This is a genomic window from Pigmentiphaga litoralis, from assembly GCF_014651835.1.
In the GTDB taxonomy this organism is placed as follows: Bacteria; Pseudomonadota; Gammaproteobacteria; order Burkholderiales; family Burkholderiaceae_B; genus Pigmentiphaga; species Pigmentiphaga litoralis.
On sequence record NZ_BMXQ01000001.1, the window covers coordinates 1,986,208 to 2,000,797 of the forward strand.

Below are 14,590 nucleotides of genomic sequence, written 5' to 3' on the forward strand. Positions count from 1 at the left end.
CGTTGCGCGCTTGACGATGGATCCATTGTGGGCGCCGGGCGTGGACGGCGGTGCCGTATGATTTGACGGAACCATTCAATAAATTTGAACGAGTGCCATGCAGTCCTTGACGCCAGAATCCCTGCAGATGATCGACGCGATCGCCCGCCACGGCAGTTTTGCCAAGGCTGCGCGCGAACTGGGCAAAGTGCCCTCCGCCGTGACCTATTCGGTCCGTCGCCTGGAAGACGACCTTGATGTCCTGCTGTTCGACCGTTCGGGTCACCGCGCACAACTGACGCGCGCCGGGACCGAACTGCTGCGCGAAGGCCGCCACTTGCTCAATGCCTTCGATGCCCTGGCCCACCGGGTCAAACGTATCGCCACCGGGTGGGAGGTGGAGCTGCGCATCGCGGTCAACGCCATCCTGTGTGAAGACCCGCTGTTCGACCTGGTGGAAGACTTCCATGCCCTGGGCACCGGCACACGGCTGCGCTTTTCCACCGAAGTGCTGCAGGGCAACTGGGACGCCCTGCTCAGCGGGCGGGCAGACCTTGCCATCGGCACCGATGCGGATGGCGCCCCGGCAGAGGGCTTTCATTCGCGCGTGATCGGGCAAATGCCGTTCGTGTTCTGCATGGCGCCCCATCATCCGCTGGCCACCATGGACCAACCGCTGGACCCGGCCCTGATCGAACGTCACACGGCCGTGGCCGTCGCCGACACATCCCGCCGGCTGCCCGTTACGTCCAAGGGACTGCTGTCGGTACAGCACACGCTGACGGTGTCTACCCTGCAGGCCAAGCTGCAGGCGCAGCTGCGCGGACTGGGATGTGGCTACCTGCCGGAGCCCATGGCCGCGCCCTATCTGTCGCAAGGCCGGCTGGTAGCGCGCACGGTGGACGGCGTGCCCCTGAACGAACGCGTGCTGTACGCCTGGCGCGCCCCAGCGGAAGGCCTGGCCTTGCAGTGGTTCCTGCAACGGCTCGAATCGCCCCGGTTGCGAGCGGCCTTGCTGATGCCGCTGCATGCGCAGGGGCCGGCCCGCGAGGTGCTGCCGTGACCCGCCGCCCCTACGTCGGACGTTTTGCGCCCAGCCCGAGCGGCCCGCTACATCAGGGATCCCTGGTGGCCGCCCTGGCCAGCTACCTGGACGCGCGCGCGCACGGCGGGCAATGGCTGCTACGCATGGAAGACCTGGACACGCCACGCGTGGTGCCGGGCGCAGCCGACCGCATCTGCCAGCAGTTGCAGGGCTACGGCCTGCACTGGGACGGCCCCGTCATGGTCCAGTCCGCGCGCGACACCGTATATCGTGACGCCTTTGACGGCCTGATCCGCGAAGGCCACATCTATGGCTGCGGTTGCACCCGCAAGGAAATCGCCGATTCGGTGCTGCGGCGCGACGGCCACCTGCCCGAGGGTGAGATCCCCTACCCCGGCACGTGCGCCCACGGCCTGCCGCCGGGCCGTCATGCCAGGGCCTGGCGGGTGCGCGTGCCCCCGGGGGTGGTCCGGTTGGACGATCGCTGGGTCGGCCCGCAAGCGCAGGACGTGGCGGCCGAGGTGGGCGATTTCGTCCTGCTGCGGGCCGACGGACTGTGGGCCTATCAATTGGCCGTGGTGGTGGATGATGCCGCGCAACAGGTGACCGACGTCGTGCGCGGCGCCGACCTGCTGGCATCGACGCCCCGCCAGCGCGTCCTGCAGCGTCTGCTGGGCCTGCCTGAACCGCGCATGATGCACGTTCCGGTGGTCACCAATGGGGACGGACAGAAACTGTCCAAGCAGACGGGCGCCACCGCCCTGGACCCTGCGCACGCGCTGGACGGCTTGCGGGCAGCCGGAGCGCATCTGGGGCTGGGCGACATCGTCCGCGAGGATGTGCCAGGCTGGCTGGCCGAAGCGACCCGGGTGTGGGCCGCGAGATGGGTAGACAGCGGGGTGGGCAGCGCCTGACCCTGGGCACCGTTGTTGCTGCGTGGGGTATCCACGCGCCGTCGTGCGGACATGCATGGGGCATGTCCCCCGCGGCGCCTCAGCAAGGATGTCCCCATGCTTCGCTATCCCTTTTCCTTTGTTCAGGCTTGCCGGTCTCCTGAGATCGACGTGTCGTCGATCGGCGGATCGGCAGCCGGCGGTGCCGAGCTTGAAGTCGTCGCGACCTTCGAACACCAGGTCACCGGGATCACCGTCACGCCTGACAATCGGTTCTTCGTCAACTTCCCGCGCTGGACTGAAGATGCGCCCGTTTCGGTGGCCGAATTGATGCCGGACGGGTCACTGCGTCCCTATCCCGACGAGGAATGGAACAGCTGGCGCAATGCCAAACGCGACGATATGACCGCCAACGACCATTGGGTGTGTGTGCAGTCGGTCGTGGCGGATCCGCATGGCGACAGCCTGTGGGTGATCGACCCCGGTGCCCCCGCGCAGGCCCAGGTGGTGCCCGACGCCCCCAAGCTGGTGAAGATCGACCTGGCCTCCAACCGCGTCGTGCAGAACATTGCGTTTGACGAGACCATTGCGCCCCAAGGCAGCTATCTGAACGACATCCGCCTGAGCCCGGATCGCAGGACGGCCTACCTGACCGACTCCGGCGCCCACGGCGCCATCGTCGTCGTGGATCTGGAGGCCGGCTCCGCGCGGCGGGTGCTGGACGGTCACCCCAGCACTCAGGTCGACACCACGGTGCAGGTGAAGTCCGACGGCGAGCCGCTCCTGATGACCGATGGCCGTGGCGTCGTTTTCTCAGCCGACGGCATTGCGCTGTCGCCCGATGGCGGGCACCTGTACTGGCAGGCCGTCAAGGGCAAGACGATCTACCGGATCCCGACCGCGGCCTTGCTGGACACGCAGGCCAGCCCCGACGCCGTTGGCCAGCAGGTGGAAAAGGTGGTGGAACATGGTCCGGCCGACGGTCTGCACATCGATGCCCAGGGTCGGCTTTACATCACGGCAGTGGAAGACAACGCGGTGTCGGTGCTGCAAGACGGCAAGGTGCGCCCGTGGGCGCAGGCGCCTGATTTCCGGTGGCCCGACACCCTGGCCGAGGGGCCCGACGGCACGATGTATGTGACCGACTCCCGGATCCCGGACATGAGCTGGTTCGACCCGAACCAGCCGATTGCACTGCCAACCCGGCTGCTGAAGTTTCGCAAGCCGGCTTGAGCAGGAGCGGGTCAGTCCGACGGGCCGCGGCCTTCGTCGGGCTCGGGCAAGCCGGCAATCGCCGTGATCTCGACCCGCATGTCGGGGTGCGGCAAGGCCAGCACCGCCACGCATGTTCGGGTCGGCGCCACCACGTGCGGCGGAAACCAGCGGTTGTACGCTTCGTTGAACGCGGCAAAGTCCGCCATATCCACCAGATAGCAGGTCAAGGCCACACACCGCCCCAGTGACGAGCCATGCGGGCGCAGCGCCGTGTCGATCTTCTGCAGGATGACATCGGTCTGCGCGCCCACGTCGTACGTCTTCACGCCACTGGCGCTTACCGTCACGCCTGCCACGCCGCCCGTCAGGCGCGCGGTCGTCCCTGCGACATACAGTTGCTGGCCGGTGCGGCGAACGTCGGAATAGTTGGCGAGCGGTGCGGGAGCTGCGGTCATGGAGGCCTCGATAAGATGACAGCGATGGGGAAGGGTCAACGCAGATAGGTCGCATAGCGCGAGCGGATCGCGTCCAGATGCGACAGCGTACCCGACAGGTGTGCGCGCACGCACGCTTCGGCCTTGACCGGGTCGCCGGCGGCAATGGCGTCCACGATCGCCACGTGGTCACGCACCACGGCCTTGGTCTTGCCTTCGATCGGCAAGTGCAGTCGCCGCAGACGGTCCAGATGGCCGCTCTGGCGCCGCACCAGATGGAACAGGTCCGGCACCTTGGCTGCCTCGTACAGAGTGCGGTGGAATCCCTGATCCAGGACGGTGAACTCGACATAGTTGCCATCCTCCACCACCGCGCGCATGCGCCGTATGTTGGCGCGCAAGCTTTCCACCAGGGCCGGTTCCGCCGATTCGGCAAGCGCCCGCGCCACTTCCAGTTCGATCGACCGCCGCAGAAAATGCGCCTGCTGGGCCAGCGCGATATCGATCGGGCTGACCCGCGTGGCGTGCTGCGGAAAGATATCGACCAGGCCTTCTTCGCTCAGACGCATCAAGGCGTCACGCACCGGCGTCTGGCTGATCCCGTACTGCGCGGCAAGATCGACGCGCGACAAGACCGTTCCCGGAGGGAGCGCCATGGCGATGATCTGATCCCGCATGTGCTCGAACACCTGCGGCGCCGCCTGGCGCGTGCGGTCGAACAGGAACCGTTGCACCGGGACGTTGGGGAGGGTCGCTTCCATGAGCAGATCGACAGTTCGGTAAGGGTGACGAGCGAGTTTACCCCAGGCCCCCGCCCGTTGACGCACTAATATATTAGTGCTTCAATGCCATCAGCGGGCCACTGAGCACCGCGCCGGCCCTGCAGTCGATAACAACGGTACGAGACAATGACCCGACCCAGAAAAACACCCGACACCTTGCGCAGCGCGCGCTGGTTTGCGCCAGACGATTTGCGTTCTTCCGGTCATCGTTCACGCATCATGCAGATGGGCTATTCGCCCGAGGAATGGCTGGACCGGCCGATCATCGCCATCATCAACACCTGGTCGGACCTCAATCCCTGCCATGCGCATTTCAAGCAACGCGTCGACGACGTCAAGCGCGGCGTGCTGCAGGCAGGCGGCTTTCCGGTCGAACTTCCGGCCATCTCGTTGTCGGAAAGCGCCGTCAAGCCGACCACCATGCTGTACCGCAATCTGCTGGCGATCGAAACCGAAGAACTGATTCGTTCGCATCCCATCGACGGCGTGGTGCTCATGGGCGGCTGTGACAAGACCACGCCCGGGCTGCTGATGGGCGCCACCAGCGCGAACGTGCCGGCCATCTACGTGCCTGCGGGTCCCATGCTGCGCGGCAACTGGAAAGGCCAGGTGCTCGGGTCGGGATCGGACGCCTGGAAGTTCTGGGACGAACGGCGCGCCGGCAAGCTCAGCCAGGCCGAATGGATCGGCATCGAAGGCGGCATTGCGCGCAGTCATGGCACCTGCATGACCATGGGCACCGCAAGCACCATGACCGCGATCGCGGAATCCATCGGCATGACCCTGCCCGGCGCCTCGTCCATCCCTGCGGCCGACGCGGGCCACATCCGCATGTGCTCGGAGGCCGGCCGCCGCATCGTCGACATGGTCTGGGAAGATCTTGTCCCGGCCTGCATCCAGACGCGCCCCGCCTACGAAAACGCGATCGCGGTCGCCATGGCGATGGGCTGCTCGACCAATGCCATCATCCATCTCATTGCCATGGCCCGCCGCGCTGGCAACGACATCGGCCTGGAAGACTTCGACGCCGCGAGCCGGCACGTGCCGGTGATCGCCAACATCCGCCCCAGCGGCGACACCTACCTGATGGAAGACTTTTTCTACGCAGGCGGGCTGCCCGGGCTGATGAGCCGGATCCGCGACAAGCTGCATCTGGATGCCTTGACGGTCACGGGCCGCAGCCTGGGCGACAACATCGAGGGCGCCCGGGTCTACAACGACGACGTCATCCGCACGCAGGCCACGGCGCTCTACAAAGAAGGGGCGCTGGCCGTGCTGCGCGGGAACATCGCGCCGGGCGGCTGCGTCATCAAGCCAAGCGCCTGCGAACCGCGCTTTTTCAAGCACACCGGACCGGCCCTGGTGTTCGACGACTACCCGTCGATGAAAGAAGCCGTCGAACGCGACGACCTTGATGTCACCGCCGATCACGTCCTCATTCTGCGCAACGCCGGCCCGCAGGGCGGCCCCGGCATGCCCGAATGGGGCATGTTGCCCATACCCAAAAAACTGGTGCGGCAAGGGGTGCGCGACATGCTCCGGATGTCGGATGCGCGCATGAGCGGCACCAGCTATGGCGCCTGCATTCTGCACGTCACGCCCGAGTCCTACATAGGCGGGCCCTTCGCTCTGGTCCGCACCGGCGATCTGATCTCTGTCGACATTGACCGGCGCAGCATTCATCTGGATGTGTCCGACGAAGAGCTCGCCCGGCGGCAAGCCGACTGGGTGCCCCCGCCGCCTCGTTTCGAGCGCGGCTACGGCTGGATGTTCACCCGTCATATCCGCCAGGCCGATGACGGCTGTGACTTCGATTTCCTGCAGACCGATTTCGGTGCGCCGATCGGCGAGCCGAATATCTATTAAGGCTTATCGGAAGTCGTTTGAACGTCGTTTCACCGTCGTTTCACCGTTCCTTGCACGACGTTTGAACGTTCTTGCACGTCTGCCAAGGCCCCACCTGTTGCTGCGCCGGCCAGCCCATCGGCCGGTGCCAGGCGCCCTGTTCTTCTCTTTTCCTGGACCCGCCATGCCTACTCTCGACCCGCGCACCCGCGACATGCTCCGGACGGTCAGCACCGCCACCCTGTGCACTGCCCTGTTCAAACGCGGCCTGCGCAACCAGTTCATTCAGGACGTTCGCCCGTTGAATCCGTTGGCGCCGACGATGGTCGGCGAAGCCTGGACGCTGCGCTATATCCCGGCCCGCGAAGACATCAATACGATCGCCGTGTTCAACGACGCGTCCCACCCGCAACGGCAAGCCGTCGAAACCTGCCCGCCGGGTGCGGTGCTGGTCATCGACAGCCGCAAGGATGCCCGCGCCGCATCCGCCGGGTCGATTCTTGTCGCCCGCCTCATGCAACGCGGCGCGGCCGGCATCGTGACCGACGGCGGCTTTCGCGATTCGCCCGACATCGCACGGTTTGCCATGCCTGCGTATCACAGCCGCCCGTCGGCGCCCACCAATCTGACCTTGCATCAGGCCATCGACATCAACGTGCCGATCGGCTGCGGCGACGTTGCCGTCTTTCCCGGAGACGTCGTCGTTGGCGACGGCGAGGGTGTCGTCATCATCCCGGCCGCCATTGCTGACGAAATCGCAACCGAAGCCGTCGAGATGACCGCCTTCGAAGACTTCGTGACCGAAGAGGTCCTGAAAGGCCGGTCGATCATCGGGCTCTATCCACCCACGCACGACCAGTCCCGCGTCGACTTCGCCGCCTGGCGCGAGGCAAGGCAGCGCTGACGGCCGACCGCCGACTGCCGACTGCGCACGTCACCCGCGATCGCCGATCGCCTGACACCGATCGCCTGATACAGGGCGCCTGATACAGGGCGCCTGAAACCCATCCCCTGACACCGGGCGCCAATGGCCTGGCGCCCCCATCACAAGCACAACAGACCGGCCACGACGCCGGTCATCTGGAGACACCATGCCCTACGCCCCCTCTTTCGGCGCGCTGCGCGCCGTAACCCTGGCCGCCGCTTGCGCCGCCCTGCCCCTGCACACCGCGCTTGCGCAAGACGCCTGGCCGAATCGGCCGATCAGCTGGGTCGTGCCATTTGCGCCGGGCGGGTCGACCGACGTCGTGGCACGCACACTGGGCCAGGAAATATCCAAATCCCTGGGCCAGCCGGTCATCATCGAAAACCGGCCCGGGGCAGCGGGCGGCGTCGGGGCGGCCTACGTGGCGCGTGCGAAACCCGATGGCTACACCCTGTTCGGTGGCACCATCAGCACGCACGCCATCAACGCAAGCCTGTACAAGAATCTGAGCTACGACCCCGTCAAGGACTTTGCGCCGGTCAGCCTGATCGCCTATGTACCGAACGTGCTCATGGTGGACGCCAAGCTGCCGATCCACTCCGTGCAGGAACTCATTACGTATGCCAAGGCACAGCCCGGCAAACTGACGTTTGCATCCTCCGGGGCCGGCACGTCGACCCATCTGGCGGGCGAGTTGTTTGCCGACACCCTCCGCGTGCCCATGACCCATGTTCCGTACAAAGGCAGCCCGCAAGCCTTGCAGGACGTGGTGGCGGGCCTGGTGCCTTTCCTGTTCGATCAATTGACAGCGGGCGAAGCGATGATCAAGGCCGGTCGGCTGCGCGCCCTGGCCGTCACGTCCCCCAAGCGGTCGGCACTGGCGCCAACCGTACCCACCATGGCCGAGGCCGGTCTGCCCAACTTCGAGATGGTGTCCTGGCAGGCGCTGTACGCCCCGCAGGGCACCCCGCCCAACATCGTGCAGCGCCTGAACGCCGAAGTGGTGAAAGCACTGCAGAATCCCGAAGTGCGCCAGAAGATGACGCAGCAACTGGGCATGGAAGTCGTTGGCAGCAGCCCCGCCGAGCTGCAGGCATTCATGGCAAAGGAAATCCCACGCTGGGCGGAGCTGGTGCAGAAGTCGGGCGCGACCGCCAATTGATAGCGATCGCGCCATGCGGCTGGGAATAGCCGCTGCGGCAGACTTTCGCCGCCGCCCCCTGCCGCAGACTGCAGTGGCAGGCTGCTGCGACAGACTGCAACGATGCTTCCGCCGCTGCAGACACGCGACATCAGAACCGATGCAGGATCCCGGCGTGCAACCCCGTGATCGTGCGGCCGTTCACATCGTTCGGCATGCTGAAGTTGGACTTCAGCCCGGCAGACCCTGCCGGTCGAAAGCCCGCCGATCCGCGGTTGCGCAGTTGCTGGCCGACCGTGTAGAGCGTCGTGCGCTTGGAAAGGTCGTAGAACCCCGCCACCGACGCGCCTGACGCACTGCGGTTGCCTGACCGGTCGTCCAGCAGGCCGAACAAGGCCCCCACGCGAAACTGCGGCGTGGCGCGATAGTCGGCTGAAATCTGCCACAGGTTGTACATGCGATTGACGTCCGCGTTGCTGCCGTCCACCACCCCGCCAACGTTGCTCAGAATCGAGCCGGCGTTGTTGCCTGATCCGGTCGCCGTGCTGTTGTTCGACCGTGCATAGGCCAGGTAGATCTTGCCTTGTCCATAGTCGTAGTTGGCGTACAGGTTCTGGTACTGCACGTTGGCGGTGTAGGCGGCTGGCGAGCGCGGGCCTGCCGTGACACCCACATAGCCAAGCCGGTACGGACCGGTTTCGTAGTCGACGCCCAATTGTTTGACCGACTGCCGGCGGCTTTGATTGGGCGTTTCGGCCAGCGCGTAATGCGCTTCGACCAGAAAGCCGCCTACCCGCGGCGAGATGTACGAGACGTCGTTGTCATAGCGCGCTGGAATGCCAAAGGCATTGAGGACCGATCCCAGTGTGCGTGCCGTATGATCCACGTAGGATCCGCGCCCAACCACCACCGTGTTCTGTCGGCCAACGCGCACCTCTCCGAAGCCGCCTGCCAGGCCGACCCAGGCCTGCCGGTCAAACAGACGGGACGAATCCGCCGCCCTGCCGTCATCGGCACTTGCGCCGGCTTCGAGCTGGAAGATGGCACGCCGTCCGGCACCCAGGTCTTCACTGCCGCGCAATCCCCACCGGGTACGCGTAAGTGCTCCATCTTCCAGCGCCATCGACTTTTCGCCGGAACTGCTGCGCAGGTAGCTGACGTATTGATCGACCGTGCCATACAGCGCGACAGACGACTGTGCGAACGCCGCCGAACTGCACGCGGCCATGGCCGCTGCGATGGAGATGGTGCTGATCGTGCTTGTAGGGATGATGCGTGTCCGGGTCATGCCTGCTCTCCTGCTCTGCGGGCTGCGATGGCCGACAGTGCGGCGCGCAAACCCAGCGTGTAACTTTCGGCGCCAAATCCGCAGATCTGCCCTGTGACGACGCTTGCGAACACCGACTGGTGCCGGAACGCTTCGCGCGCGTGAATGTTCGACATGTGGATTTCGACCACCGGGACGTTCAGGACGGCCAGCGCATCACGAATGCCGTAGCTGTAGTGCGTCCATGCGCCCGCGTTGATCAGCACCGCATCGGTCCGTTCTTCGAACGCCCGATGGATGCGCTCGCAGATCTCGGCTTCGCTGTTGGTCTGGAAGCAGGCGACTTCGGCGCCGAGTTCCCGACCCAGGTCCTGCAGGGAATGGTCGATATCGGCAAGCGTGACGCTGCCGTAGTGGGCGTGCTCACGCTGCCCGAACAGGTTGTGGTTGATGCCATGCAGCATCACGATCTTGTGCATGGGAGTTCCTTGGTGCGTGGGTGAAAAAGACGCTTGCGCGTCAGTGGGGTGACTTGAGCGGGACGGGTTCAGCGGGATGGGTTCAGCGGGGTGACTTCAGCCGGGTGACTTCAGCCGGGTGACTTCAGTGGGGCGGGATCGCGATGGTGGTGCCGGTGCGGATGGCGTCGAGGATGGCGTGCGTGACGCGTACGTTGCGCAGGCCGTCATGCGCGCTGACCACCGGCGTGACGTCGCCGCGAATCACGTCTGCAAAGTGCGCGAGCTGGCGGACCAGCGGGTCCTCGCGCGCGCGTTCGCCCTGGGCGAGATCGAATGGCGTACACCACGAACGGTCGCTTGCCGTGCTCCACGTCTTGAGCCGCAAGGTAGGGATGGCCAGCGAGCCGAAGGTGCCGGCGATGACATAACAATCCTCATCGTCGGAGTGCGCGTAGATCGGGTTTTCGTGTGAGGTCTGTTCCCAGCTGCGGGCACTGGCGGCCGTGTCGGACAACAGGAAGGTGCCAAGCGCGCCACTGGCGAATCGCAGGGTGATCGCCACGGTGTCTTCAACCGGAAAGCCGCGTGTGCGCCGCGACCCCAGCGCCTGGACGGCGACGATGTCGCCACACAGCATGCGCAGGTTGTGCACCTCGTGGATCATGTTCAGCAGCACCGGCCCCGCGCCAGGACCGGTGCGCCAGGGCCCGTCGACAAAGTACTGGTCGGGCTTGTAGAACATGGCGCTGCCCATGACGGCCACAAGTGGACCAAGGCGGCCGTCGGCAATCAGTTGCCTTGCGCGCGCCATGATCGGACTGTGCGCGCGGTGGTGCCCAACCAGCACCTTCGCACCGGTACGATCAACGGCCTCGACGATGGCCAGCGCGTCTGGCACCGTGGCGGCCAGCGGCTTTTCGATCAGCGCGGGAATGCCGCGACCTATGCACCACAAGGCCTGGTCGGCATGCAGCGTATTGGGGGTGGCAAGGATGGCGCCATCGGGCCGGTCATGTTCGATCAGTTGGTCGAGCGTGGCATACAAGGGCACGCCTGTACGCAGCGCCACGGCGGCCGCGGCGGGCGACGGGTCGACCAGCGCGGACACGATGCACGACGGGCTGCGCTGCACGACCGACAGATGCGTCTGGCCCATGCTGCCGGCGCCAACGATGACGATGCGAAGAGGAGACATAGTTGCGACCGACAACTAATCAGCGCTGCGGATGCACGGGGCAAAAAGCTTGTGTGCACGGCACCGGCGTAAGGGATTGTGCGTGTCGCATGTCGTCTCCTGATCGTGGTTTTGCGAAGAGAATACCGACGGCCCCTGGTCTTATCATTGGCTCATCCGTCTTCACGAAATCAACGCCGCGTGCACAATAAGCCCGAACTCAATGACCTCTCTGTTTTCTGCGAAGTAGCGCGTCGCGGCAGCTTCATTGCGACCGCGAACGAACGCGGCGTGTCTCCTGCCTACGTCAGCAAGCGCATCCACATTCTCGAGACGCAACTGGGTGTGCGGCTGTTCCATCGCACGACCCGGCGCGTCCATATCAGCAGCGAAGGCGAACGCGTGTACCGCGCCGCGTTGAAGGTCCTGGAAGACGTCGACGCCATGACCGACGCCGTGGCAAGCGCACGCAATGAACCGAGCGGGCTGTTGCGTATCAGTACCAGCCTGCGGCTTGGCCGTAGTCATGTGTCCTACGTGCTGTCTGGACTGCAACAGCGCTACCCCAAACTGGACGTGTGGCTGGAACTGGTGGACCGCCGTGTCAATTTGATCGAAGAAGGATTCGACATCGACATTCGCGTGGGCGATCCGGTCAATCCCCACCTGATCGCGCACCGCATTGCCGACAGCAGCCGCGTGCTCTGTGCGTCACCCGTCTACCTGGAACGCTGCGGCGCCCCGGCGACTCCGGACGATCTCACCCACCATGAATGCCTGGCCTTCCGGGATCGGGAACAGGCGTTCGGCGTGTGGCGCCTGCAGGGGCCCGATGGCGTGCACACCGTGAAAGTGACGGGCCGCTTCGGATCGAATCACAGCGATATCGTCCGCATCTGGGGTTTGCAGGGTCACGGCATCCTGCTGCTGTCGGTATGGGACGTCGCAGCGCATCTGCGCGATGGCAGCCTGGTGCGAGTGCTGCCCGATCACGTCGAATGCGCCGACGTCTGGGCCATGACGTGCAGCCGCAGCACCACGTCGGCCAAGGTAGGCGCCTGCATCGAGTACATGAAACGGGAATTGACGCAGGGCGCCTACGCACTCGACACGGCGTTGCACGTGCCACGTCCCCGGCGCTGATTGTTCACGACACGTTGTGACGGGGCTCATGAAGCGCGTGGTGATGCCTTTCATCCGTTTGAGTACGCTTGCTGCTTGCGCCAGCCGGTGCTGACTGCGCATCCCAAGGAGAACGACCGTGCACCGGTCTATTGCCACCGTGTCCATGAGCGGCACGCTTGAACAGAAGATGGAAGCCATTGCCGCCGCCGGGTTCGACGGCATTGAACTGTTCGAGCCCGACTTCGTGCATTTTTCCGGCAGTGCCGCCACCTTGCGGCGCCTGGCCGACGATCACGGTTTGAGCATCGATCTCTACCAGCCCTTTCGCGATCTCGAGGGCATGCCGACGGCGCACTTTCGCCGCAGCCTGGCACGCGCCGAATACAAGTTCGCGCTCATGAACGACCTGGGGTGCCGTACGCTGCTGGTGTGTTCGAACACCTCGCCACTGTCGACGGGTGAACCCGAGCGGGCCGCGGCGCAACTGTACGAACTGGCCGAGCGTGCGGCGCGCCACGACATCCGGATCGGCTACGAAGCCCTGGCGTGGGGACGCCATGTCAGGCGCTACCGCGACGCGTGGAAACGCGTCGCGCTGGCCAATCATCCGCACCTGGGCTTGATCCTGGACAGCTTCCATACCTTGTCGCTGCAGGATGATCCGACAGACATCGCAGAACTTCCTGGCGACAAGATCTTCTTTCTGCAGATGGCCGACGCGCCGCAATTGCAGATGGACGTGCTGCAGTGGGCCCGTCACTTCCGCAACTTTCCCGGACAGGGCCAACTGGACTGCGACCACTTTTTCGAACAGGTATTGAAGTCCGGCTACGAAGGGCCGTTGTCGCTTGAGATCTTCAATGACCAGTTTCGCGAGACGCCCAACCGGCGTACCGCCACGGACGCAATGCGGTCCTTGTTGTGGCTGGAAAGCCGGGTGCGCTCGCGACTGGAAGCCAGCGGCGCGTGCGATCGACTGCGGCGGCAGCCAGCGACCGGCACGTGGCTGTTCAACCCGCCTCCGGTGCCTGAACTGACCGGGGTGGCGTTCGTCGAGTTTGCCGTTGACCATGCCCATGCCGAAGCCCTGGGTGCGGTGCTCGCCACCATGGGCTTTCGCCTCGTCGGCCAGCATCGGTCCAAAGATGTGCAGCTCTATGCCCAGGGCGACATCCGTCTGGTGGTGAACGCCGAGCCCGAGTCATTCGCAAGCCAGCGCTTCGAGCGTCAAGGCGGCCCGGGCATGTGCGCGATCGGCCTCGGCACGTCCGTACCCGATCAGGCAGCCGCGCGGGCATCTGCCCTGCTGTCCGCCGCGGCCCACACGCCGCGCCAGGCCGATGAACTGCATATCCCGGCCATTGTCTCGCCCGGTGGCATGCGTATCCATTTCGTACCCACCGAAAGGGGCACTCCGGGCTTCGAAATCGCCGATTTCCACAGGGACGGGTTGGCTACCGACGGCAGTGCGGCTGGCGCCCATCGTGCCGCCGGCACCACGTCGTTGCCGGCCGGTCATAAGCCGGCGCCGGTGTTGCGGTCGCTGGACCACATCGCGTTGGCGCTGCCGCCTGATCAACTCGATAGCTGGGTACTTTTCAGCCGCGCGGTGCTGGGGCTGGAACCCGGTGACCGCCACGAACTCGCTGACCCCTACGGACTCGTGCAAAGCAGCAGCGTCAGCAACGCTGCGCGCAGTGTGCGAATGGTGATGAACGTGTCCGCCAGCCGCAGGACCGGCGTGGCACATGCCGTCAGCGCAAGCGGCGGCAGTGGCGGCTTGCATCATCTGGCGTTTGCTTGCGACGACATCTTTGCAGCGGTCGAACAGTTGCGGGCGTCGGGCACGCAGTTCGTGCCAATTTCTCCAAACTACTACGACGACCTGTTGGCGCGATGCGATCTTGACCCGTCGCTGGTGGGCAGAATGCAAAGCCTTGGCATTCTGTTCGATCAGACCCCGCTGGGCGCGTTCTTCCACATCTACACCATCCGTTTTGCCGACCGATTCTTTTTTGAAATCGTGCAGCGTGTCGGCGGGTATGACGGGTATGGGGCGCTCAACGGGGCGGCGCGACTGGCGTCAGAAGCTCAGGCGGCAGAAGCATTGGCGGCAGAAAGACAGGCAGCAGAAACTCAGCCAACTGACGCAGTGCGGCCGAAGCACAGGGGCAGCAAACACACCTGGGCGTCAAGCCGGGGGGTCGAGTTGGGCGCTGACGCTGCTGCACGCTGAGCGCCTGCACGCGATCCGCTGCGTCGCTGAAAGCAAAAAACCCCCGAATACCGTGAAGGTATCGGGGG

The 14,590-nt window shown here is 65.1% G+C and carries 13 protein-coding genes; 8 read left to right on the forward strand and 5 right to left on the reverse strand.

What is annotated here, in order from left to right:
• The first annotated feature begins 97 nt into the window (after positions 1 to 97).
• From IE116_RS08950 to IE116_RS08960, 3 genes are all read left to right on the forward strand, one after another.
• Complete coding sequence (locus IE116_RS08950; RefSeq protein WP_189611666.1) at positions 98 to 1,042, forward strand: LysR family transcriptional regulator; 945 nt, start codon at positions 98 to 100, stop codon at positions 1,040 to 1,042.
• Positions 1,039 to 1,938 carry a tRNA glutamyl-Q(34) synthetase GluQRS gene (gluQRS, locus tag IE116_RS08955; RefSeq protein WP_189611669.1) on the forward strand — a complete coding sequence of 300 codons (900 nt, stop codon included), beginning with the start codon at positions 1,039 to 1,041 and terminating at the stop codon, positions 1,936 to 1,938. Before IE116_RS08950 ends, gluQRS begins: the two co-directional genes overlap by 4 nt.
• Before the next feature lie 96 nt (positions 1,939 to 2,034).
• Positions 2,035 to 3,150 carry an SMP-30/gluconolactonase/LRE family protein gene (locus IE116_RS08960; RefSeq protein WP_189611671.1) on the forward strand — a complete coding sequence of 372 codons (1,116 nt, stop codon included), beginning with the start codon at positions 2,035 to 2,037 and terminating at the stop codon, positions 3,148 to 3,150.
• An 11-nt stretch (positions 3,151 to 3,161) separates the two neighbouring features.
• Here IE116_RS08960 and IE116_RS08965 read toward each other — a convergent pair whose 3' ends face one another.
• Together IE116_RS08965 and IE116_RS08970 are read right to left on the reverse strand one after the other, a co-directional pair.
• Positions 3,162 to 3,587, reverse strand: coding sequence for a RidA family protein (locus IE116_RS08965; protein ID WP_189611673.1), 426 nt, complete (start codon positions 3,585 to 3,587; stop codon positions 3,162 to 3,164).
• Between the two features lie 35 nt (positions 3,588 to 3,622).
• Entirely contained in the window at positions 3,623 to 4,327 is a 705-nt protein-coding gene (locus IE116_RS08970) for a GntR family transcriptional regulator (RefSeq protein WP_189611675.1), read from the reverse strand.
• Between the two features lie 147 nt (positions 4,328 to 4,474).
• Here IE116_RS08970 and araD point away from each other — a divergent pair, with 147 nt between their 5' ends.
• The 3 genes from araD (at position 4,475) to IE116_RS08985 (ending at position 8,280) form a co-directional block, all read left to right on the forward strand.
• Positions 4,475 to 6,214 carry an L-arabinonate dehydratase gene (araD, locus tag IE116_RS08975; protein ID WP_189611677.1) on the forward strand — a complete coding sequence of 580 codons (1,740 nt, stop codon included), beginning with the start codon at positions 4,475 to 4,477 and terminating at the stop codon, positions 6,212 to 6,214.
• 163 nt (positions 6,215 to 6,377) lie between these two features.
• Positions 6,378 to 7,097 (forward strand): ribonuclease activity regulator RraA, encoded by a 720-nt coding sequence (locus tag IE116_RS08980; protein ID WP_189611679.1) that lies wholly within the window; start codon positions 6,378 to 6,380, stop codon positions 7,095 to 7,097.
• 187 nt (positions 7,098 to 7,284) lie between these two features.
• On the forward strand, positions 7,285 to 8,280 hold the full coding sequence (locus IE116_RS08985; protein ID WP_189611681.1) for a Bug family tripartite tricarboxylate transporter substrate binding protein: 996 nt from the start codon (positions 7,285 to 7,287) through the stop codon (positions 8,278 to 8,280).
• Between the two features lie 130 nt (positions 8,281 to 8,410).
• Here the strand turns inward: IE116_RS08985 and IE116_RS08990 are convergent, their stop codons facing one another.
• From IE116_RS08990 to IE116_RS09000, 3 genes are all read right to left on the reverse strand, one after another.
• On the reverse strand, positions 8,411 to 9,547 hold the full coding sequence (locus IE116_RS08990) for a porin (RefSeq protein ID WP_308428222.1): 1,137 nt from the start codon (positions 9,545 to 9,547) through the stop codon (positions 8,411 to 8,413).
• A complete protein-coding gene (aroQ, locus tag IE116_RS08995; RefSeq protein WP_189611683.1) occupies positions 9,544 to 10,005 on the reverse strand; it encodes a type II 3-dehydroquinate dehydratase in 462 nt (153 codons plus the stop codon). Before aroQ ends, IE116_RS08990 begins: the two co-directional genes overlap by 4 nt.
• 124 nt (positions 10,006 to 10,129) lie before the next feature.
• Positions 10,130 to 11,182, reverse strand: coding sequence for a Gfo/Idh/MocA family protein (locus IE116_RS09000; protein WP_189611685.1), 1,053 nt, complete (start codon positions 11,180 to 11,182; stop codon positions 10,130 to 10,132).
• 147 nt (positions 11,183 to 11,329) lie between these two features.
• Between IE116_RS09000 and IE116_RS09005 the strand changes: the two genes are divergently transcribed.
• The gene (locus tag IE116_RS09005; RefSeq protein WP_373302974.1) at positions 11,330 to 12,304 is read left to right on the forward strand and encodes a LysR substrate-binding domain-containing protein; all 975 of its coding nucleotides are present in this window, start codon (positions 11,330 to 11,332) and stop codon (positions 12,302 to 12,304) included.
• A 118-nt stretch (positions 12,305 to 12,422) separates the two neighbouring features.
• Positions 12,423 to 14,522: a bifunctional sugar phosphate isomerase/epimerase/4-hydroxyphenylpyruvate dioxygenase family protein gene (locus tag IE116_RS09010; RefSeq protein WP_189611688.1), complete on the forward strand. Its 2,100-nt coding sequence runs from the start codon at positions 12,423 to 12,425 to the stop codon at positions 14,520 to 14,522.
• The last annotated feature ends 68 nt before the right edge of the window (positions 14,523 to 14,590 follow it).